The organism is Ruegeria arenilitoris, from assembly GCF_013030985.1.
GTDB classification, from domain to species: Bacteria; Pseudomonadota; Alphaproteobacteria; order Rhodobacterales; family Rhodobacteraceae; genus Ruegeria; species Ruegeria arenilitoris_B.
The window spans coordinates 223,094-242,839 of record NZ_WPYP01000008.1 but is presented as its reverse complement, the minus strand read 5'-3'; the positions used below and the strand labels follow the sequence as shown (position 1 = coordinate 242,839).

21 protein-coding genes are annotated in these 19,746 nt (G+C 60.0%); 8 read left to right on the top strand and 13 right to left on the bottom strand.

The window, feature by feature from the left end; translation table 11 throughout:
- Positions 1-42 precede the first annotated feature (42 nt).
- The 5 genes from GOX88_RS16925 to lepA form a co-directional block, all read right to left on the bottom strand.
- Positions 43-528 (bottom strand): hypothetical protein, encoded by a 486-nt coding sequence (locus GOX88_RS16925; RefSeq protein ID WP_170404353.1) that lies wholly within the window; start codon positions 526-528, stop codon positions 43-45.
- Positions 529-644: 116 nt separating this feature from the next.
- The gene (locus GOX88_RS16920) at positions 645-824 is read right to left on the bottom strand and encodes a CTP synthetase (protein WP_170332614.1); all 180 of its coding nucleotides are present in this window, start codon (positions 822-824) and stop codon (positions 645-647) included.
- Positions 825-1,243: 419 nt separating this feature from the next.
- The gene (locus tag GOX88_RS16915) at positions 1,244-1,486 is read right to left on the bottom strand and encodes a hypothetical protein (protein ID WP_170404350.1); all 243 of its coding nucleotides are present in this window, start codon (positions 1,484-1,486) and stop codon (positions 1,244-1,246) included.
- A gap of 262 nt (positions 1,487-1,748) precedes the next feature.
- On the bottom strand, positions 1,749-2,594 hold the full coding sequence (locus GOX88_RS16910; RefSeq protein WP_170404347.1) for a hypothetical protein: 846 nt from the start codon (positions 2,592-2,594) through the stop codon (positions 1,749-1,751).
- A gap of 98 nt (positions 2,595-2,692) precedes the next feature.
- The gene (gene lepA, locus GOX88_RS16905) at positions 2,693-4,492 is read right to left on the bottom strand and encodes a translation elongation factor 4 (protein WP_170404344.1); all 1,800 of its coding nucleotides are present in this window, start codon (positions 4,490-4,492) and stop codon (positions 2,693-2,695) included.
- Positions 4,493-4,654: 162 nt separating this feature from the next.
- On the opposite strand from lepA, the gene GOX88_RS16900 reads away from it, so the two are divergent.
- From GOX88_RS16900 to GOX88_RS16890, 3 genes are all read left to right on the top strand, one after another.
- Positions 4,655-5,761, top strand: a complete 1,107-nt coding sequence (locus GOX88_RS16900) for a Hint domain-containing protein (RefSeq protein WP_170404341.1) — start codon at positions 4,655-4,657, stop codon at positions 5,759-5,761.
- Entirely contained in the window at positions 5,758-6,069 is a 312-nt protein-coding gene (locus tag GOX88_RS16895) for a hypothetical protein (protein WP_170404338.1), read from the top strand. Before GOX88_RS16900 ends, GOX88_RS16895 begins: the two co-directional genes overlap by 4 nt.
- Positions 6,070-6,135: 66 nt before the next feature.
- Positions 6,136-7,077, top strand: coding sequence for a LysR family transcriptional regulator (locus GOX88_RS16890; protein WP_170404335.1), 942 nt, complete (start codon positions 6,136-6,138; stop codon positions 7,075-7,077).
- Here GOX88_RS16890 and GOX88_RS16885 read toward each other — a convergent pair.
- Positions 7,074-7,517 carry a low molecular weight protein-tyrosine-phosphatase gene (locus GOX88_RS16885; RefSeq protein ID WP_170404332.1) on the bottom strand — a complete coding sequence of 148 codons (444 nt, stop codon included), beginning with the start codon at positions 7,515-7,517 and terminating at the stop codon, positions 7,074-7,076. The two genes, GOX88_RS16890 and GOX88_RS16885, sit on opposite strands and share 4 nt — an antisense overlap.
- A gap of 28 nt (positions 7,518-7,545) precedes the next feature.
- Between GOX88_RS16885 and GOX88_RS16880 the strand changes: the two genes are divergently transcribed.
- Together GOX88_RS16880 and GOX88_RS16875 are read left to right on the top strand one after the other, a co-directional pair.
- Positions 7,546-8,241 carry an NAD-dependent deacylase gene (locus GOX88_RS16880; protein WP_170404530.1) on the top strand — a complete coding sequence of 232 codons (696 nt, stop codon included), beginning with the start codon at positions 7,546-7,548 and terminating at the stop codon, positions 8,239-8,241.
- 69 nt (positions 8,242-8,310) lie between these two features.
- The gene (locus GOX88_RS16875; protein WP_170404330.1) at positions 8,311-8,919 is read left to right on the top strand and encodes an HdeD family acid-resistance protein; all 609 of its coding nucleotides are present in this window, start codon (positions 8,311-8,313) and stop codon (positions 8,917-8,919) included.
- 88 nt (positions 8,920-9,007) lie between these two features.
- Here GOX88_RS16875 and GOX88_RS16870 read toward each other — a convergent pair whose 3' ends face one another.
- The 5 genes from GOX88_RS16870 to meaB form a co-directional block, all read right to left on the bottom strand.
- The gene (locus GOX88_RS16870) at positions 9,008-9,481 is read right to left on the bottom strand and encodes a copper chaperone PCu(A)C (protein WP_170404327.1); all 474 of its coding nucleotides are present in this window, start codon (positions 9,479-9,481) and stop codon (positions 9,008-9,010) included.
- A gap of 40 nt (positions 9,482-9,521) precedes the next feature.
- The gene (locus GOX88_RS16865) at positions 9,522-9,917 is read right to left on the bottom strand and encodes a hypothetical protein (RefSeq protein WP_254436197.1); all 396 of its coding nucleotides are present in this window, start codon (positions 9,915-9,917) and stop codon (positions 9,522-9,524) included.
- A gap of 358 nt (positions 9,918-10,275) precedes the next feature.
- Positions 10,276-10,563 carry a 50S ribosomal protein L28 gene (gene rpmB, locus GOX88_RS16860; protein ID WP_039532366.1) on the bottom strand — a complete coding sequence of 96 codons (288 nt, stop codon included), beginning with the start codon at positions 10,561-10,563 and terminating at the stop codon, positions 10,276-10,278.
- A 119-nt stretch (positions 10,564-10,682) separates the two neighbouring features.
- Positions 10,683-11,867, bottom strand: a complete 1,185-nt coding sequence (locus tag GOX88_RS16855) for a Hint domain-containing protein (protein WP_170404324.1) — start codon at positions 11,865-11,867, stop codon at positions 10,683-10,685.
- Positions 11,868-11,966: 99 nt separating this feature from the next.
- Positions 11,967-12,956 (bottom strand): methylmalonyl Co-A mutase-associated GTPase MeaB, encoded by a 990-nt coding sequence (meaB, locus tag GOX88_RS16850; RefSeq protein ID WP_170404322.1) that lies wholly within the window; start codon positions 12,954-12,956, stop codon positions 11,967-11,969.
- Between the two features lie 130 nt (positions 12,957-13,086).
- On the opposite strand from meaB, the gene hrpB reads away from it, so the two are divergent.
- The 3 genes from hrpB (at position 13,087) to GOX88_RS16835 (ending at position 17,720) form a co-directional block, all read left to right on the top strand.
- Positions 13,087-15,540, top strand: coding sequence for an ATP-dependent helicase HrpB (hrpB, locus tag GOX88_RS16845; protein ID WP_170404525.1), 2,454 nt, complete (start codon positions 13,087-13,089; stop codon positions 15,538-15,540).
- Positions 15,541-15,691: 151 nt separating this feature from the next.
- Positions 15,692-16,150, top strand: a complete 459-nt coding sequence (locus GOX88_RS16840; protein WP_170404319.1) for an NUDIX hydrolase — start codon at positions 15,692-15,694, stop codon at positions 16,148-16,150.
- 91 nt (positions 16,151-16,241) lie between these two features.
- Positions 16,242-17,720, top strand: coding sequence for an inorganic phosphate transporter (locus tag GOX88_RS16835; protein ID WP_170404317.1), 1,479 nt, complete (start codon positions 16,242-16,244; stop codon positions 17,718-17,720).
- A 6-nt stretch (positions 17,721-17,726) separates the two neighbouring features.
- Here the strand turns inward: GOX88_RS16835 and GOX88_RS16830 are convergent, their stop codons facing one another.
- Both GOX88_RS16830 and GOX88_RS16825 read right to left on the bottom strand, forming a co-directional pair.
- Positions 17,727-18,701, bottom strand: coding sequence for a 2-dehydropantoate 2-reductase (locus tag GOX88_RS16830; RefSeq protein ID WP_170404314.1), 975 nt, complete (start codon positions 18,699-18,701; stop codon positions 17,727-17,729).
- A 66-nt stretch (positions 18,702-18,767) separates the two neighbouring features.
- On the bottom strand, positions 18,768-19,730 hold the full coding sequence (locus tag GOX88_RS16825; protein WP_170404312.1) for a pirin family protein: 963 nt from the start codon (positions 19,728-19,730) through the stop codon (positions 18,768-18,770).
- Positions 19,731-19,746 lie beyond the last annotated feature (16 nt).

The following is a 19,746-nucleotide window of genomic DNA, read 5'->3' as shown; positions in this document are numbered from 1 at the left end:
CGGGGGCATATCCCCCGCCCTAACTCATTGTGAAACCTAAATTTATTCCACCGTGATACTGCCGGTGATCGTATTCACAAACTTCTTGGTATCGGGGTCGGTCAGAGACGAAAAGCTCCCGCCCCCCGTCGCGCTGGCCCAATTGCCCGAGCCGCCCGACACCGTCCAGTCACCGGTCAAGGCGCCATCCGCACCGATCCCCGTGGCCGTCCAGGTCATCACCGCTTTTTCGCCCGAGGCGGTGTCGAACACGCAATTCCCGGTGCCCGAGACCCCAGCCCCATTGACCAGCACCGCGCCGAAACAGGTACCCGACGCACCTTCCAGAGGGTGCCCGGCGGCGACCTCGAAACTGTCATAATCGGTTTGCGACTTGATCACCGCGTGGCCGTCCGCGATGGCATAGACCTGGTTCGCATTCGTCCCCGTGCCCTTGCCGGTGGCGTCAAAAGTCTCAGCCAGGGCCGGGCCTGCGAACAGGCCCAGAGTCAGGGCTGTGGTTGCGGTCGCTTTCAAGAACTTGTGCATAATAACCTCTCATTTCTGAGGGTCTTGCGTTGCAAGCATATAAAGAAAAGGCCGCCTGAACGCGGTCCCCCGCGCGGAGGATAACACATTCCGATCTTTGCGTCTAAACCGGGCGCTCAGCCTTCCAGCTTGCGGGCCACCAGAAATGAAACCGGGAACGCCGCGACAAAGCCGACAACCGCCGCGATCAGCAGGGTCGTCCACGCGGCGTGCCCCATGACCAGCACCGCAATCACAGCGCACCCGGCAAGGGTGGAACCAAGGAAGATATGAAGGATCAGCGTCAGGGGCGACATAGGGGCCTCGTTTTTTACCAGTCTGTTTTCGCGGACGTTAGAATCGAGGCCGGGCGTAGGTCCTTGATCTGGGTCAGTATGCGCGACATCACGACCTTCGCCATTTGCTTATTTTTTTCGTTTCCACTTAAAGTAGTAGAGGTAAGACGTTCCCACGATCACGACCGCGCAGATTGTATCGGAGACGAACCATGGTTCGAATTTAGTCCACCGGTAGACCAGCATGCCCGCCACTAGCAGGCACAAAATTGAGAATTCGATCTTGGGGTTGGAGTTGCGCATGGTCGTACAAATCTCAATCGCTTCCATTTTAAATGCAACCAAATAACGGTTGATAGGTAGAACTGAAGGTCACGACCGGCCCCCGGGCTGGCGCAAACGCTCAACCCGTTCACCAATCCGGATCCGGCAATATAGTGTCAGTTCAGACCAAGCAGTTCTTTGGCCTGGGCCAGAGTTGCAACCGACGCGTCATGATCACCTGCATCGTGCAGCGCGGCACCTTCGTCGCGCCATGTTTCAACCTGTGTGATCTGTTCCTCAGACAGGTCGGGGCCCGCAGCCAGAGCGGCATCGATAGCGGCAATGTCGGTGGGGCATTGATGGGCAAAGGCGGGCGCGGCGAAAAGGCAGAAGGCAGCGGCCAGAGACAGATGTTTCATGGATTCATCCTCCCGTGTTTTGGGGTGTGATGAGAATACCATGAAACGGGTCAGGCCCGGAGGGCGTCAGCGTCCAATGCAGCGGATCGGCAAGGGATGGCTGATGCGGAGACTTTCGATCGGACGGAGCCCCTGTGCGCAAACGCGCCTGCAACGATCGATCAGCGGAGCGGAGGGCGGTCGGCGCGGCCCGGCGGTGCTGCCGGGCGGGTCTATTTGCTTTCGAGTAGCTCTCAGCGCTTTTCAACTAGAGATAGTCTCTCTACTCTTCGTCAGGCAAATCAATCACCTCATAAACCTCAGTGATTTTGTATGCTACAGGTCTTTTGTTTCGTGAAACAACGATCACATCCACAACGAAGCCCTTCTTAAAAATATTATCGTCGGCCTCACGTACTTCGTGCTTTATGCGTTCCTTAGCCAAGTCGGAAGCATACATTATCGCTAGATCTTTTTTGGAAATTTCTTCTATGACTACTCGTTCGCCACTACGCTTGTCATTGGGCGCATCTTTTACGTCAGAGCGAGTGAAGATCATGAGAACACGCTCACGCGTATCTGTTTTTTCTTGCTCAAGCTGCTGATACGCAGACTTAAGCGTCTTTTCTGCAGCAACTGCTTGTTTAGAATTGAACTTAAATGCTGCTCTTACTTGGCGCTTTCCGTCTTCGAACGTTGCGGCCTCCAGCGTTGAAGAAGCGTCGGGATCACGTGCAATAGCGGCTACCGCATTGCTGAATGTATCCAAATCAGATTTCTGAGCATCTTTTGGAGCGTTTCCAGAAATGAGTCCGGAAATCCGTTCTTCCCATTTGTTTACGAACTCAATAGCTTGCCAAGCCTGGTCTGCATATTGGGCAACAATTGGCGCCGTAGACGCAATAACAGGCATCAAATCCGCAATGATTGACCCTTTTCTTACCTCTTTTACATAGATTTGCGCGTCATCTTCGTAATCAGGGTTGTCACGTATCTGAGTTCGGTATTCTCGTGCTAGCGATGTGAAAGCTCCTACAAAATCGCTCAATTCAATCGGTTGGCTGTTGTCTATTTTGAGGGTCAAAACGACAGGAGTAACTACATTATCAACTTCAATAACTTCTTCCATAAATCCAATGCGCCTTACTGAATACTTCTTGCAACTATCTCACGCAAAAGGGCGAGACAATCGTCTCGCCCTCACACAACCATCGATAGATCGATCTATCAAGAGTCCATCTTCAACGCAGAGATGAACGCCTCCTGCGGAATATCGACCTTCCCGAACTGGCGCATCTTCTTCTTACCGGCCTTCTGCTTGTCCAGCAGTTTGCGTTTCCGTGTGGCGTCGCCTCCGTAGCATTTGGCGGTCACGTCCTTGCGCAGGGCCGAGAGGGTCTCGCGCGCGATGACCTTGCCGCCGATGGCCGCCTGGATCGGGATTTTGAACATGTGGCGCGGGATCAGGTCCTTGAGCTTTTCGCACATCGCCCGGCCCCGCATCTCGGCCCGGTCGCGGTGAACCATGGTCGACAGCGCATCGACCGGTTCGTCATTCACCAGCACCGACATCTTGACCAGATTGTCCTCGGTATAACCGGTCATCTGATAGTCGAACGAGGCATAACCCTTGGTCACCGATTTCAGGCGGTCGTAGAAATCAAAAACGACCTCGTTCAGCGGCAGGTCATAGACGACCATGGCGCGGCTGCCCGCATAGGTCAGGTCCAGCTGGATGCCGCGGCGGTCCTGGCAGAGTTTCAGCACGTCGCCGAGGTATTCATCCGGCACCAGAATGGTCGCCTTGATGCGCGGTTCCTCGATATGGTCGACCTTGGACGGATCGGGCATGTCGGCGGGGTTGTGCAGCTCGATCATCTCGCCGTCTTTCATGTAGACGTGATAGATCACCGACGGCGCGGTGGTGATAAGCTCGATATCATATTCGCGTTCGATGCGATCGCGGATGACCTCAAGGTGCAGCAGGCCCAGGAAGCCGCAGCGGAAGCCAAAACCAAGGGCTGCAGAGGTTTCCATTTCGAACGAGAACGAGGCGTCGTTCAGCGCCAGTTTGTCGATCGCGTCGCGCAGGTCTTCGAATTCGGCACTGTCCACGGGGAAGAGGCCACAGAACACCACAGGCTGCGCGGGTTTGAAGCCCGGCAGGGCGATTTCGGTACCGTTGCGGTCATTGGTGATGGTGTCACCGACGCGGGTGTCCCGGACCTGTTTGATGGACGCCGTCAAAAAGCCGATCTCACCGGGCCCCAAGGAATCGACCATCTCCATCTCGGGCCGGAATACGCCGACGCGGTCGACATGGTGCAGGGTGTTGTTCGACATGAACTTGACCCGCATCCCCTTTTTCAGCGTGCCGTCCATGATGCGGACCAGAACGATGACGCCGAGATAGGCGTCGTACCACGAATCCACCAGCATCGCCTTGAGTGGCGCGTCCAGATTACCCTGCGGTGCGGGCAGTTGTTTCACGATGGCCTCGAGCGTCTCGTGGATGCCCTGCCCCGTCTTGGCGCTGACCTGAATGGCGTCGGTCGCGTCGATGCCGATCACGTCCTCGATCTGTTCAGCCACGCGGTCACAATCGGACGCGGGCAGGTCGATCTTGTTCAGCACCGGCACGATCTCATGATCGGCGTCAATGGCCTGATACACGTTGGCCAGCGTCTGCGCCTCAACCCCTTGGGTCGAGTCCACAACCAGAAGCGAGCCTTCGACGGCACGCATGGATCGCGAAACCTCATAGGCAAAATCCACGTGGCCGGGCGTGTCGATCAGGTTCAGTACATATTTCTCACCGTCATCGGCGGTATAGTCGATGCGGACCGTGTTGGCCTTGATGGTGATGCCGCGTTCACGCTCGATATCCATGCTGTCGAGCAGCTGTTCCTTCATGTCGCGATCCTTGACCGTTCCGGTCTCTTGGATGAGCCGGTCAGCAAGGGTGGATTTGCCATGGTCGATATGGGCGACAATGGAGAAATTGCGGATATGAGCGAGGTCTGTCATGGATCGGGATATGTCCGTAGATTGGCCCCTCGTCAAGCCGGGAAGCGCCCTGACAGGACGTTCAGAGCGCGTTATTGACCAGCCGCGTTTACTGTAAATTGAGGTCTGCCGGTGATTTTGCTAACAACCGATCAAAACACCGGTGAGAGAGCAGTGAACTAGATGGCTGATTATTCAATATTTGTTATGGGTGAAAGTCAGCTGTCAACCTCGTTGGCGCAGGGGCTGGACGGCCTCAATCAGGGCGACGGAAGCCACCTGATCGGCCAGACCATCACCATCGACACCCACGCGGCCACCGAAGTGTTCATTCGCGATGGCGGCAACGATGCCAATTTCGCCGACAATGACAGCAATCAGAGGCTGGATGGCGATCAAACGATTGACGGGACGTTATTCACCGATGGCACACGGGTCGAGGCCGAATACGGCATAACGCTGACAGACGGGGTAAACACCTATCAGGCCGTCGCCTTCAACGTGAACAACTCGTCCCCGTCCTATGCCACGGTAGAAGGGATTGCCTTCATTGGCGGCCCGGGTGAGTTTCCCCCGGCCGGTGTGGAACTGCAGGTTGTCAGCACGCAGGAAGGACCCAGCTTTGCGGCAGTCGATTACGTCACGCCGATCTGTTACCGCCACGGGACACTGATCCGCACCGATCAGGGGGATACCCCTATCGAGACGTTGAAACCCGGCGACGTGGTTTGGACGCAGGACGACGGGTTTGCCCCTGTCCGCTGGGTCGGTTCGCGGGATGTGATCGCAACCGGGCGGTTCCGGATGGTCGAAATCCCAACAGATGTGCTGACGAATTTTGCGCCCTTGATGGTGTCGCAACAGCACAGGCTTCTGGTCACCCATCCCCTTGCCGAACTGCATTTTGGTGTGCCCGAGGTCTTTGTGCCCGCCATCAGCCTTGTGGACTCTGGTCTCGCCGGCCTATCGGATGAAAAAACGGCCCGCTATCATCACCTACTGCTGGACCGGCACGCGGTGATCAAAGCCAATGGCGCAGCTTCTGAAAGCCTTCTTGCGTCACCGTCGGGCGCGTCTGATGACCCCGACGCCCTGTTTTTTCCCGATCTCGCGGCGCAAAACCGCAATGCGATGCAGACCGCAAGATTGGCCCTGAAGCGGCGCGACGCCACCTTTTTGATGCAGAAAATCTTGTCCATTGATCCAGTGGGGCGTTTGATTCATACTTCCGCCCAGACCGAATGGGGCGACAGATCCCTCCGGGCAGGCAAAAACGAGGCTCGAGCATGAAACAGTTCCTCTTAATCGCATTTTGCGCCACGTCGTTGACGGCAGTGGCTCCGGCACCTATCGAGGCTGCGCAGATAAAACGGGCATGTCTGGCGTCAGACCGCACGGCAGCGACGCGGGATCGGTGCAGTTGTATCCAGCGGGTGGCCAATCAGGCGCTGACCCGCAGCGATCAGAAGACGGTCGCCAAGTGGTTTAGCAACCCCCATCAGGCGCAAGAATTGAAGATGTCCAAAACCGCACGTGACGATGCGCTGTGGGATCGGTATCGGAATTTCGGCCAGATGGCACAGGCCATCTGCAGCTAAGCTCATCTCAATCCTTGACCTGATCCGCACTGCGCCCCAGAAAAGGCGCAGCGAAAGGTGTGTCTAATGGTTATGAAAGGGCTGACCCTGCGCGGGCTCGAAGTGTTCGAGGCCTTGGCGCGGACGGGATCGGTGGCGCAGGCCGCCGAGATCACGGGGCTCAGCCAGCCCTCGGTATCGCAGCAATTGCGTAACCTGGAAAACGCCCTGGGAACGGAACTGGTCGATCACGGACGCCGCCCGATGCGGTTGACGCAAGCGGGGCGCAGCTTTCTGGCCCGGACCGAGACGGTACTGGCCGAACTCCAGATGGCGCAAAGCGAGCTGACTGTGATGGATCTGGGCCATCTGACCACCCTATCCATCGGCCTGATCGACGATTTCGACAATGACCTGACCCCACGGCTGGCCACCCTGCTGGCCGACAGCCTGACACGTTCGAATTTCAAGCTGCTCACCCTGCCCAGCCTGGATTTATTCGAAGAGCTTGAGGCCCAGCGCCTGCATCTGATGGTATCGGCCCATTCCGGCGAGGTGCTGGAGGGCGTGGTCGAATACCCTCTGGTACAGGACCCGTTCATTCTGGTGACGCCCAAAGAGGCTGAAAACGCCATTCAGGAACTGCCCTTTCTGCGTTATGCCCGCGATCAATTGATCAGCCGCCAGATCGAGGCCCATCTGGCCCGGCAGCGGCTGGAATACGAAGAGCGGTTCGAGATCGGTTCCCATCTGGCTCTGATGGCAATGGTCGCGCGTGGGCTGGGCTGGGCGATCACCACGCCGCTGGGCTATATGCGGGCAACCCGATTTCACGACGCGCTTGAGGCCCACCCCGCCCCCTTCGGAGATTTTGCGCGCACGATTTCCCTGTTCACCCGCACCGACTGGTCCGATCAGGTTCCGCAAGAGGTTGCCGGCATGATGCGTCGCCTGATGCGCAACCAGATTGTCGACCCGGCGCTGGCGCAATTGCCATGGCTCACCGACCGTCTGAAGGTGATGGGCTAAGCCCGCAGATGCGCCTCGAGCCCCGCCACGGCGGCCTCGATCAGGTCCAGCGCCCCATCAAAATCCCGCGTATAGTAGGGGTCGGGCACATGATCAGCCCCCGACTGAAGCGCGAAATCGGTCAGCAGGCGAACCGGGGTCTCATTCCCCGCGGGCCGCAAGGTCTCGATATTCCTGATGTTCTCGGTATCCATACCGATGATCAGGTCGAACCGATCAAAATCATCAATCCCGAATTGCCGCGCCCGCAGGTCGCTCAGGTCGATACCCCGTGCCCGCGCCGCTGCCTGCATCGGCCCATAGGGCGGTTCACCGATATGCCAGCCCGAGGTCCCGGCACTGTCGGTCATGTAGTGTGGTGCACGGGCGCGAAACGCGCCCTCGGCGGCAGGGGAACGGCAGATATTGCCCAGACAGACAAAGAGGATACGGTGGGTCATGAGCCAAGGTGTAACGCGTGAGGCAAAGATGGAAAAGATCGTCATTCTGACAGGGGCCGGAATTTCCGCTGAAAGCGGATTGGGCACGTTCCGCGACGAAGACGGCCTGTGGGCGCAGCATCGGATCGAGGATGTCGCCACACCCGAGGGCTTTGCCCGCGATCCTGCTATGGTCCACAGGTTCTACAACGCCCGCCGGGTTCAGGCCTCCAAGGCACAACCAAACGCGGCACACAAAGCGCTGGCCCGCCTGCAGCAGGGATTCCGTGGTGACGTAGTGATCGTCACTCAGAATGTCGATAGCCTGCACGAGGCTGGCGGTGCCCAAAACGTGATCCACATGCACGGCACGCTGGCCGGGGCGCTGTGCGCAGCCTGTGATCACCGGTGGTCCTCTCCACCCGAGATGGCGGTAGGTGAGCCCTGCCCGGTCTGTGACGCCCCCACTGCGCGGCCGGATGTGGTCTGGTTTGGCGAAATGCCGTACCACATGGATGCGATCTATGACCATCTGGCCGATGCAGCCCTGTTCGCGGCCATCGGCACCTCGGGCCAGGTCTACCCCGCGGCTGCCTTCGTGCACGAGGCCCGCATGTCCGGTGCGCAGACGGTCGAACTGAACCTCGCCCCGTCGGATGGCGCGTCAAGTTTTGATGACGTTATCCTCGGTCCCGCATCCGAAACCGTCCCACGCTGGGTCGAGGGACTGCTGGGCCGACCATGATCGCGATCCCCGCAGACAGCGGCGAATTTTCCTGTTTATAGTAAAGGCCTAACACGCCCGGAGAGCATCATGACAGACCCCCAGTATCCACGCGAAGAGATTCTTGATGACAGCAGCCTGGACAGCCGCGACGCGCTGGGCGATCAGTTGGCAGGCCTGTGGTGGACTTTCCTGCTGCGTGGGGTTCTGGCCGGGGCGCTGGGCGTTGCAGCGCTGTTCTGGCCGACGGGCAGCATCTCTCTGCTGTTGCGACTTGTCGGCCTTTTGCTGGTGTTCGACGGCGGCTTGACCTTGCTGGGCTTCGGACGGCGTGGCCTGATCGGAGGCGTTGGTATCGGCGCGCTCCTGATCGGGCTGGTGCTATTGATCTGGCCCGAGGGCGTAGCCCGGCTGACCTTCTTCCTGCTGGGCGCGTGGGCGCTGATCATGGGGGTCGGCTCTCTGATGGCCTGGCGGCAGATGTCGGATCAACACCCCGATGCCGCTTCGGTCCGCAACTCGGGGATCGTGGCGCTGGTGATTGGGCTGGTGCTGATCTTCTGGCCCGGCAGCGGCATGGTGGCGCTGGGATGGGCCATCGCGTTCGGAGCCCTGGCCTTCTCGGCGGTGATGTTCTGGCTGACCGCGCGGTTCAAGCGCGCCCATGACCGTGTCGCGATGCGGGTGGTCAATCGCTGAACCGTTCGACCCAATGCAAACAGGCCGGGCAAAGCCCGACCTGACGCATGGATGAGGGCCGCAGAGCGGCCCGAAGACAGGCGTTCGCTCAGTTCGAATGCGAACCGTGACCGCCTTTGTCCTGACGCTCCAGATCGACGGGAACCTCGATCTCGACCTCACCCGCCTTTTCAAAGATCAGGGTCACGGGAATCGTCGCACCATGTTCGAACGGAGCGGTCAGGCCCATGAACATCACATGGTCACCGCCGCGTTTCAGCATGTGCATCTCGCCTGCCGGAATGACAAAGCCTTCCTCGACATGCACCATCTTGGCCACGCCACTGTCATCAACCTGGTGGGTATGCAACTCGACCCGCGCGGCAGCATCCGATTCTGCACCGATCAGCCGGTCATCGGTTTCGCCAGAGTTTTGGATCATCATGAAAGCCGCGCCGGCCTTGGCCGACTTGCCAGACGACCGGGCATAAGCGTCATTGACGGAAATTGCATCCTGCGCCCACGCAGAAGTGGCCAGCAGTGCGGTGGCCAAAGTGGCCAGAAGTTTGGATTTGAGGGACATTGCGCCTCTCCTTGTTCAAGTGTCTGATAAGAGTAAAGTTTCAGATCAGAACCGGAGGCGCACGGGCCGGTCTGTAAGGAACCGGAAGGGCAATCAGATTGTCTGCCTTGCGCAAGGGGGCTGGCCGACCGGCCTCCGGAACCACAGGCAGTTCGGGGCCCGAAACTGCAATCGCGCCCAACAGGGTCAGAGCATAATCCGGGCAGAAATGCGGAGGGTGCGCCGGTTGGCCTTCGGCGTCCATATAGACCACCACAGGACCCGAGCCAGTGCACAGCACCATCTGCCCCACCGCTCTGTCCATTCCACGCGACGCAGCCACACCCTGCCCCGTCAATATGACGAGCAGCGAAAGTGCCAAAGGCAGGAATCTGTTCAGAACGGTCTTCATCCTGCGCCAGATATAAGCCCGGCGCAAAGCGGGCTTCAAGCGCAATCGGATACGCCCGAAGCCCTCAAAGTTGGGTTTGGTGTCAGCCGTCCACACCGGGACGTTTGACAGACCCTTTGGTCAGGCTCGTATGCAACCTGTTCACCTGTCGTTGCATCCGAAAGCATGTCCCAAACGTCTTGCCAAAAAAGGCAGCCAACAGGGAGAGATAATCAGATAGTTTGAAAGACATGAGATAGAACTCCGCCAGATGAATATGACTAAACATAAAACAGGCAGAGCAAAGTGTATGTGAACAATGTCACCAACGAGGGAATTTTAGTTCCATTTTGAGAACAGGCCATGAAAGAAAAGACCCTGCACCTTGCGGTACAGGGCCGAAATCTTCGCAAGGAAAAAGGGCTTAGGCCGAGGCTTGTGCCTTGGCGATTTCCTTCTTCACTTTCAGCGCGTTTGCCGACAGCTCTTCGTCCTTGGCTTTGGCCAGGAACGCGTCCAGACCACCGCGGTGGTCAACCGAACGCAGAGCAGCAGCCGAGATGCGCAGCTTGACGCCACGGCCCAGAGTTTCGGACTGCAGGGTGACGTCGTTCAGGTTCGGCAGAAAACGACGACGAGTTCTGTTTTTGGCATGGCTGACATTGTTGCCAGTCATCGGGCCTTTTCCGGTCAGTTCGCAACGGCGCGACATGGTTTCTTCCTTTGTTTCTGGAGGCCGGGCATGATACCCGCGGCCAAATCACAAGGGGCGCAACCCGAAGTCGCGCCCGAAAACTGGTTGGATGCGTGTAGTGGGAATCGCAGGAAGGGTCAAGACGGATCACAGGAATTCTTTAAACCGTCGTCACTGACCGGGTAGGTTTGTGCCCGCAAAAGCGGTTTGTTGTTCTTTCGGTGCCGTTCCAACAGGCGCGCCTGCTGCCGTCCGCGCGGGATATAGCGCGCAGGCCTTGGTGTCAGTTGCATTTCGATCAGCTCAGGGAAAATCTCAAAAATCTCACGCCTTGCGTCCGCGCCCAGCGACTTCAGAGCCTCAGAGCCGGTGAAGAGGCTTTCGGTCGGGGCGTCTTCGGCAAAGATCACCTGATGGCGATCAAACAACAGGTGAAAATACTCTACCCCTGCCACGGTTTCATCGACGAAGATCCCCGACAAGACGGTCAGCTTGATTGCCGGGATCAGCACCTCGGATGTGCCGAACATGCGTTCCGCGATTTTCGACTGCACCAGCATCCTGTGTTGGCGCGAGACCAGCAGGTCCCGCCGGGGCAACCCGTTGCCCAGCGCCCCGGCCAGAATGCGAACCGGCCAAAGGCGTGGATTGTTCAGCAACGCGGCCCGGTCGAACCCGCGGCGACCAATCCACCGGATGCTTTGCAGCCCGTGCTCCATGGTGGGGATCATATCCCCGATCTGCAGCTCTTGAATCGGGTGCTTTCCGGCCTGAGTAAGAATAGACGTGTCACGGGTAAAACATGGAACGCCCGAGCCGTTTTCGAACGCCGAATACGTGACGACGATGCCGGACGGCAGGGTAAAGGTGCCGCTGGACAATGAATAGCCGACGCCATCCTCAACCGTGATGGTGCCGAAAACACTGTCATTGATCACGGTCCCGACGGGCAGGTTCAGCGTGTCCGTTCCGTTACCACCGCGAATATCGCCCCCAACGGACGTACTGCTGAAATTCAGGGTGTCGTCACCACCGCCCAGCCGAATGGACCCGACGGTCGAGCCAGTAATGTCAACGGTATCAGCATCCGCCCCCGATGCAACGCGACCGCCAACGGTGCTGTTGGTAACGGTTATGGTGTCACTTCCGGCATTGCCGAGCACGTTGTCGGCGATGACACTGTTGGTGACATCTATGTCATCGTCACCGCCCCGCCCCCGGATATTGTCAATGGGAGACCCCTGCGGATTCCCGTTCAGGGTCCCGCTGTTGTCTGTGACGTCGATATCGTCGTCGTTATTTGTCCCAACTATTCTGGGCATTCGGACTGGTCCAATACTTCAGGAGGCCAGACTAACACGTTTCCGCGCCACCGTCAGTTCATAACCCCGGCTTCAGTCCGAGTGTCCGTCGCGTAACAATCAGCCAGAACGTCTAACGGGTATAAGTGACGACAGCATGGATTCTGCAGCCGCCGACGGACTCAACCCACCTGCCCGCACTTGTGCGCCCAATTGCTCCATTTCCGCCCGCGCCTGAGCGGTGGACAATTGCGCCAGAAGGGCCGCGCGCACCTCTTGCTCGAACCAGTATTGCGCCTGCTCCGACCGGTTCGCGTCCCAGTGGCCGCTGTCCCGGCGCGATTGAGTGAGGGACTGCATTTCGGCCCACGCGCCCTCGAGCCCGTGTTCTTCAACCGCCGAGACCGTTATGGCCTTGGGGAACCCTTCCGGATCCTGTGGGCGTTTGCGCAACAGGCGCAGGGCGCCGGCGTAATCGGCACAGGTGCGGGTGGCGGTGGCCTTCAGGTCTCCGTCCGCCTTGTTGACCAGAATCATGTCGGCCATTTCCATGATGCCGCGTTTGACGCCCTGCAACTCGTCGCCACCCGCCGGTGCCAGCAGCAGCAGGAACAGGTCCGACATCTCGGACACTACGGTTTCCGACTGACCCACACCAACGGTTTCGATCAGCACCACGTCGAAAGCGGCCGCCTCGCACAGAGCAATCGCCTCGCGCGTGCGGCGCGCGACACCGCCCAAATGCGACTGGCTGGGGGACGGGCGGATAAAGGCGTTTTTCTCGCGGCTCAGGCGCTCCATCCGGGTTTTGTCACCCAGAATCGAGCCACCCGACCGGGCCGAGCTGGGATCGACCGCCAGAACCGCCACCCGCAGCCCCTGCCCGATCAGCATCATGCCGAAGCTCTCGATAAAGGTAGACTTGCCCACACCCGGCGTTCCCGACAGACCGATGCGCAGCGATTGCCGCTGGGACTTGGCGACATGGGCCAGCAACTCGGTCGCCTGCGCCCGGTGGTCTTCGCGGCCGCTTTCGACCAGAGTGATCGCACGAGCCAGCGCACGGCGCTCGCCATTCAAAATCCTGTCGCCCAGCTCAGCGGTGTTCATGCGCGTTCCCCTACCCGATTTTCGCCTTGATGGCGTAGCGGAACGGGGTTTGTCCAGTGCCAAGCACCATGAGAATTGCCGCAGCCTGTCGGAACTGGACCTTGCCGAACGGTTGGCGGATAAAGCCTGCATGACACGCTTGCCCATCGACGACGCCATCCCTGACCTGCTTGTCGCCCTCCGGGCTTCAGGCCGTGCCGTGTTACAGGCCCCTCCGGGTGCGGGCAAGACGACACGGGTGCCTCTGGCGATGCTTGAGGCGGGCGTGTGTGATGGCAAAATCGTAATGCTGGAACCGCGCAGACTGGCCGCACGCGCCGCCGCCGAACGGATGGCGGAAACCCTGGGTCAGCGCGCGGGCGAGACGGTTGGCTACCGGGTGCGTGGCGACGCCAAGGTTTCGAAATCCACACGGATCGAGGTGGTTACCGAGGGCATCCTGACCCGAATGCTGCAATCCGATCCTGACCTGCCCGGTATCGGTGCGGTGATCTTTGACGAATTCCACGAACGGTCCCTGAACGCCGATCTGGGGCTGGCTTTGTGCCTTGAGGTCACCGGCGCACTGCGGGACGATCTGGTCTTGCTGGCCATGTCCGCGACGCTGGATGCAGAACCCGTGGGGCGGCTAATGGAGGCGCCTCTGGTCACCTCCGAGGGGCGCAGCTATCCGGTCGAAACCCGCTGGTTGGACCGGCCTTTGGGGGTACAGGCAAGGCGGTTGGACGCTCTGGTCGAACTGGTAATTCAGGCCGAGCGGGACACGCGTAAAACCGGTGGGGGCGTATTGGTGTTCCTGCCCGGTGAGGGCGAAATCCGGCGGACCGAAGCCGCTTTGTCCGGGCGGTTGCCCGGCGATTGCGTGGTGCGCCCCCTGTTCGGGGCGATGCCCTTTGCCGCCCAGCGCGCAGCGATTGCGCCTGCTGAAACCGGTCGCAAAGTGGTGCTGGCCACGTCGATCGCCGAGACCTCTCTGACCATCCCCGACATCCGCGTGGTGGTGGACATGGGCCAGGCCCGGCGGGCCCGGTTCGATCCGGGCTCGGGCATGTCGCGGCTGGTGACCGAGCGCGTAACGCGGGCAGAGGCCACCCAACGCGCAGGCCGTGCCGGGCGTGTGGCCGAAGGGGTCTGCTATCGATTGTGGTCCAAGGGCGAAGAAGGCGCTCTGGCCGCCTACCCCCCGGCCGAGATCGAAGCCGCCGACCTGACCGGGCTAGCCTTGGAGCTGGCGGTGTGGGGCGCAGAACCGGGCGATCTGGCGTTCCTGACACCACCGCCCGAAGGCACCATGGCCGAAGCAAAAGCCCTGCTGAACATGCTCGGCGCGCTGGACAACAAAGGGCGGATCACCGAACACGGGCGCGCGTTGGCCGCGCTACCCCTGCACCCGCGTCTGGGGCATATGCTGGTACGCGCCGGGCCTGATGCCGCGCCTTTGGCCGCGCTGATGGCCGAACGCGACCCCCTCAAAGGTGCTCCGGTGGATATGTTGCTGCGGCTGGAAGCGCTGCGCGACATGCGCGCGTTTCAGCGCAATCGGATCTGGCAGGTGAACGCGGGCGCCGTGGATCGGATCAAGGCCGAGGCCAAGCGGCTGCGCACACGAGGCGGCTCCACCGACCTGAGCGCCGCTTCGATGGCCGCGCTGGCCTACCCTGACCGGATCGGGCAACGCCGCAAGGGCGATGTGCCGCGCTATGTTCTGTCTGGTGGTAAAGGGGTTGTACTGGACAATAGCGACACGCTGGCCGCCGCGCCCTACCTGGCGGTTACAGATACCGACGGCAACCCGCGCGAGGCGCGCGTACGCATGGCAGCCCAGATCTCGGAACGCGATATTCGCGACCTATTCACGGATCAGATCGCTTGGGTCGACAGTTGCGAATGGTCAAAGCGCGACCGGCGGGTTGTAGCACGCCAACAAGAGCGCCTCGGCGCAATCACTCTGAGCGACCGCATCTGGAAGGATGTCCCGGACGAGGCCGTGGCGCAGGCCATGCTGGACGGCGTGCGCGATCTTGGCCTGCGGCTGGACGGCGCTGCAGCACGGCTTGCCGCCCGTGTGGAACTGGTGCGGGCCGAAGGCGTGGATTTGCCCGATTTCACCATCGAGGGGTTGACCCAAACCCTTGAAGATTGGCTGTTGCCAATGCTCTCTGGCGTGCGCAATGCCGAGGAGTGGAAGCGGTTCGACTTGCTGCCCGCCCTGCGTGCCCGGCTGGACTGGAACCAGACGCAAGAGCTGGACCGCCGCGCGCCCGGGTCGTTTGAGACACCGTTGGGCCGCAAGGTGCCGATCGATTACGGCGGTGCGGTGCCCGAAATTTCGGTCCGCTTGCAAGAATTGTTCGGCGTTACACGACACCCTGTCGTTGGGGGCGAGGCGCTGAAGATCACGCTGCTGTCACCGGCGCAACGCCCGATCCAGATCACTCGCGACCTGCCGGGTTTCTGGGCGGGGTCTTACGCGGACGTTCGCAAGGATATGCGCGCGCAATACCCCAAACATCCCTGGCCCGAAGACCCAACCCAGGCCGACCCCACCCTGCGCGCCAAACGGCGGGGACAAAACCGCAATTGACCTTTTGATTAGATTATAGAGGTTTAGTCAAAATCGTTTACTGGCACGAGAAGCTCATGAATTTCCAGTGCATAAAGGCTCATTGAAGATGCAGCTTTTTGTTGTTATATCTCTGCGGCTCTACATTAACGTGCGAACAGAAGAATAGATTATGACAAAATGGTTGCGAAACATCTGGGAGGAGGTTGCACGACCCATTTTCCTGCGCCCCCGGCGGGTGCAGTTCGCAGCGCTGTGCACACGAGAAACCGAAATTGGGCCAGAGGTTCTGCTGATCACCAGCCGCGATACCGGGCGCTGGATCATCCCCAAGGGCTGGCCGATTGATGGCAAGGACGGTGCCGAAACCGCCCTGCAGGAGGCGTGGGAAGAAGCTGGCGTGCGTGCACCCGGCCCCGCCAAAGAGCCGATTGGCCAATTTACCTATGATAAAATCCTGAAAGACGGCACGGCCCTGCAGGTACTGACTAGTGTTTATCGGATCGACGTTCAGGACCTTTTGGATGATTTTCCCGAAGCGGGGGCGCGCAAACGGGTCTGGGTATCACCTGCGACGGCGGCCGAACGCGTCAACGAGCCGGAATTGCGCGACATACTGCTCCAACTGTAACAGTTTCGCGAAAATTTGATGACAAAGCGGTTGCCCAGACGGGTGAAACCGTCTAGCCGCGTGTGTCAAATTAAGTAAGCCGCAAAATCCCATGTCGAACATGACTACAAAAACCCGTTGGCAGGCGCTGGACAGCGACCTGCACCGTATCTCGCGTGTCGAAAATGCGAGTGTCCACGTGGCGCGCCCAATGCTGGCGCCCGGCATCGCGCTGGCCTTTATCGCGCTGGCCGGCCTGTCTGCAGCCATGTTTTTCGGACAGGCAGATGGCGGGTTGATCGTTGTCGCGGCAGCGGTTTTCGGCGCCTATATGGCCGTCAATATCGGCGCCAACGATGTGGCCAACAACATGGGCCCGGCGGTTGGAGCCAATGCCCTGACCATGGGTGGCGCGATCGTCATTGCCGCCCTTGCCGAAAGCGCAGGCGCGTTGCTGGCGGGTGGGGATGTGGTCTCGACCATTTCAAAGGGGATTATCGACCCGGCCTCGGTTCAAAACAGCGAGGTATTTATCTGGGCAATGATGGCCGCGCTGATTTCGTCGGCGATGTGGGTTAACCTTGCCACCTGGGTCGGCGCACCGGTTTCGACCACGCACTCGGTCGTGGGTGGTGTGATGGGCGCAGGCATCGCCGCGGCGGGCCTGAGTGCCGTCAGCTGGGGCACAATGAGCGCCATCGCCGCAAGCTGGGTGATCTCACCGGTATTGGGCGGGGTGATCGCGGCGGGCTTTCTGGCGCTGATCAAATCCAAGATCCAATATCAGGATGACAAAATCGCCGCCGCGCGCCGATGGGTTCCGATCCTTGTCGCTGTCATGGCGGCGGCGTTTGCCACCTATCTGTCCGTCAAGGGCCTGAAACGGATCGTAAAGATCGAGCTTGAGATGGCCCTGCTGATCGGCCTGGCCTCGGGCCTGCTGGTTTGGTCGGTGACAGTGCCGTGGGTGCGGCGCAAATCCGAAGGTTTGGAAAACCGCACCAAGTCCGTAAAAACACTGTTTGGTTTGCCTTTGGTGATCTCGGCCACCTTCCTCAGCTTCGCCCACGGCGCCAATGACGTGGCCAACGCGGTTGGCCCTCTGGCCGCGATCGTGCATACGGCGGAATTTGGCGATTTTGTCTCGAAAGTGGCGATCCCAAGCTGGGTGATGGTAATTGGCGCATTCGGGATTTCGTTCGGTCTGTTCCTGTTCGGCCCCAAACTGATCCGGATGGTGGGCAGCCAGATCACCAAGCTGAACCCGATGCGCGCCTTCTGCGTGGCACTGTCGGCGGCGATCACCGTGATTGTGGCCAGCTGGCTGGGTCTGCCGGTCAGTTCGACCCATATCGCCGTGGGTGCGGTGTTCGGAGTTGGTTTCTACCGCGAATGGCACTCGGACCGCCGCTGGAAGCAAACGAACCGCCAGCGTCCCGCCGAACAGCGGCTTGCCCGCGAAGAGCATCAGCGCCGCAAGCTGGTGCGTCGCTCGCATTTCATGACCATCGTGGCCGCCTGGGTTATTACCGTTCCGGCGGCTGCGGCCATGTCAGCGGCGATTTTCGTGTTCCTGACGGCCTTTATCTAACCGCGCCTAAGGTTTGACCTGATCCGGTGACAGAGCGATTTCGGGCGCTTGTTCGATCAGCGCCCGCACTTTGGTACAGATCGGAGTCGCCACTCCAGACTGCATGCCAAGGCGGATGATTTCGCCTTGCAGGCTGTCAATCTCAGTCAGGCGCCCCGCCATCAGATCATAGGCCATCGAAGTCCGCGCGTTGGGGTCGATGGTCAACATCCGTGCCGCGATACGGGTAAAGATCGGCGTCGGCAGGCGCAGGACATACGGCGTCATCCACGCAGGCAGAGGAGTCGTCGAGGCCACCGGGTGACCCACCGCCCTAAGAACCGCCAGAGCTTCGGTCATCTGATCCGCCATCAACCGCCGCCAGTTGCGGTCCAGTAGTTGCTTTTTCAGCGTCAAACCGGAGAGCGCGTTCAGCGCGTTGTTGAGGTTAATCACCAGCTTGCCCCATTGCACCGCGTCGATGTTATCGCTTTCAATCACCGGCAAATCAGGGCTGCTGAGCCTTTGCCCCAACGCACCGGGGCCATTTTGAATAACAATCTCGCCCGAGGTCGCCCGATGAAAGCAAGCCGGGTCGGTGGGCACCACGTTAAACGGCACCATCCCGGCGCGCACGTCGTGATCCGGCAAGGTCTCACGCAGCATCCGCGCGTTACCTATCCCGTTCTGCCAGGACAGAACCGGAGCAGTTATCGGCGTGTATTGCGTGATCCGGTCGGTAATCTCTGCGGTTGCGCTGGTTTTAACCGTCACGATCACGGCTTCTGCTGTGGCCAGACAGCTTGCGTCCTCGGTCAACGTCAGGTTCTGCGCGGCCACATGGCGGTCCAGGCCTGAGAAATCCGTGACTGTCAGACCCTTGTCGCCGATCGGGTCCAAAATGCGCGGTCGGCCCAGCAGGGTCACGTCATGGCCTGCATGGGCCAGCAGGCCCCCGCAATAGCACCCGATACTGCCTGCGCCTGCGATCACGATCTTCATGGTACACCTCCCCGGCGCAAAGGATCGCCGGGATCAGAGCGTCGGGCAAGGCCCCCTGACGTGTGGTCAGCGCGCCAATCGAGGCCGGGTGCGCTCCAACTCTTCCGAGATCGGAATGAACTCTTGATCATCCCCCGGAGGCAGGTGGAATGCGCCATTCGCCCAGTCGGCGGTTTTCCATTCGCGGGTGGCAGTCTCGATCTTTTCCTTCGAGGATGACACGAAATTCCACCAGATATAACGATCTTCGTTCAGCGTCGCGCCGCCCAGCAGCATAAGCCGTGCCCCTGACGGCCCCGCCTTGACCGAAAGGCGGTCGCCCGGGCGGAACACCATCATGCGACCTTCCTCGAACATGTCTCCGGCAATCTCGACCGCGCCCTGCGTGACGTAAACGCCCCGGTCCTCGTGATCGTCCGGCAAGGGAAACGCGGCACCGGGATCAAGCTGGACGTCCAGGTAGAAGGTTTCGGACAACATCGTGACCGGGCTGGTTTCACCATAGGCCGAACCGAGGATGAGACGGGCGCTGACCCCATCGTCCTGAATATGCGGCAGCGCAGCTTGTTTGTGATGCTCGAAATCGGGGGCCATATCCTCATGCGCCTCGGGCAGAGCGATCCAGGTCTGGATGCCGAACAGGCTGTGTTTCTTGCCGCGCGTTTCTTCGCTGGTGCGCTCGGAATGGGTAACACCGCGCCCGGCGACCATCCAGTTGACCTCGCCCGGGTAAATCATCTGATGCGTACCAAGACTGTCGCGATGTTCGAACTCGCCCTGATACAGGTAGGTGACGGTGCCCAGACCGATATGCGGATGCGGGCGCACATCTATGCCGCCATCGGTAATAAACTCGGCAGGCCCCACCTGATCAAAGAAGATGAACGGGCCGACCAGTTGGCGTTTGGCGGACGGCAAGGCACGGCGCACTTCGAACCCGCCAAGATCGCGGGCGCGTGGGATGATCAATGTCTCAAGTGCCGCGTTTTCCGACAGGCATTCGGGGGTGTGGGTCGGGTTCCAACTCATTCCAGCTCTCCTGCGA

What these genes read in the sequence shown, in the direction of transcription:
- GOX88_RS16920 (WP_170332614.1), bottom strand. Translation starts at nt 824, where the DNA reads ATGTCGCCCCTGACGCTGATCCTTCATATCTTCCTTGGTTCCACCCTT.
- GOX88_RS16915 (WP_170404350.1), bottom strand. Translation starts at nt 1,486, where the DNA reads ATGAAACATCTGTCTCTGGCCGCTGCCTTCTGCCTTTTCGCCGCGCCC.
- GOX88_RS16870 (WP_170404327.1), bottom strand. Translation starts at nt 9,481, where the DNA reads ATGTCCCTCAAATCCAAACTTCTGGCCACTTTGGCCACCGCACTGCTG.
- GOX88_RS16825 (WP_170404312.1), bottom strand. Translation starts at nt 19,730, where the DNA reads ATGAGTTGGAACCCGACCCACACCCCCGAATGCCTGTCGGAAAACGCG.
- GOX88_RS16830 (WP_170404314.1), bottom strand. Translation starts at nt 18,701, where the DNA reads ATGAAGATCGTGATCGCAGGCGCAGGCAGTATCGGGTGCTATTGCGGG.
- GOX88_RS16895 (WP_170404338.1), top strand. Translation starts at nt 5,758, where the DNA reads ATGAAACAGTTCCTCTTAATCGCATTTTGCGCCACGTCGTTGACGGCA.
- GOX88_RS16840 (WP_170404319.1), top strand. Translation starts at nt 15,692, where the DNA reads ATGACAAAATGGTTGCGAAACATCTGGGAGGAGGTTGCACGACCCATT.
- GOX88_RS16885 (WP_170404332.1), bottom strand. Translation starts at nt 7,517, where the DNA reads ATGACCCACCGTATCCTCTTTGTCTGTCTGGGCAATATCTGCCGTTCC.
- GOX88_RS16910 (WP_170404347.1), bottom strand. Translation starts at nt 2,594, where the DNA reads ATGGAAGAAGTTATTGAAGTTGATAATGTAGTTACTCCTGTCGTTTTG.
- GOX88_RS16880 (WP_170404530.1), top strand. Translation starts at nt 7,546, where the DNA reads ATGGAAAAGATCGTCATTCTGACAGGGGCCGGAATTTCCGCTGAAAGC.
- GOX88_RS16890 (WP_170404335.1), top strand. Translation starts at nt 6,136, where the DNA reads ATGGTTATGAAAGGGCTGACCCTGCGCGGGCTCGAAGTGTTCGAGGCC.
- GOX88_RS16875 (WP_170404330.1), top strand. Translation starts at nt 8,311, where the DNA reads ATGACAGACCCCCAGTATCCACGCGAAGAGATTCTTGATGACAGCAGC.
- GOX88_RS16925 (WP_170404353.1), bottom strand. Translation starts at nt 528, where the DNA reads ATGCACAAGTTCTTGAAAGCGACCGCAACCACAGCCCTGACTCTGGGC.
- GOX88_RS16855 (WP_170404324.1), bottom strand. Translation starts at nt 11,867, where the DNA reads ATGCCCAGAATAGTTGGGACAAATAACGACGACGATATCGACGTCACA.
- GOX88_RS16900 (WP_170404341.1), top strand. Translation starts at nt 4,655, where the DNA reads ATGGCTGATTATTCAATATTTGTTATGGGTGAAAGTCAGCTGTCAACC.
- GOX88_RS16835 (WP_170404317.1), top strand. Translation starts at nt 16,242, where the DNA reads ATGTCGAACATGACTACAAAAACCCGTTGGCAGGCGCTGGACAGCGAC.
- rpmB (WP_039532366.1), bottom strand. Translation starts at nt 10,563, where the DNA reads ATGTCGCGCCGTTGCGAACTGACCGGAAAAGGCCCGATGACTGGCAAC.
- hrpB (WP_170404525.1), top strand. Translation starts at nt 13,087, where the DNA reads ATGACACGCTTGCCCATCGACGACGCCATCCCTGACCTGCTTGTCGCC.
- lepA (WP_170404344.1), bottom strand. Translation starts at nt 4,492, where the DNA reads ATGACAGACCTCGCTCATATCCGCAATTTCTCCATTGTCGCCCATATC.
- meaB (WP_170404322.1), bottom strand. Translation starts at nt 12,956, where the DNA reads ATGAACACCGCTGAGCTGGGCGACAGGATTTTGAATGGCGAGCGCCGT.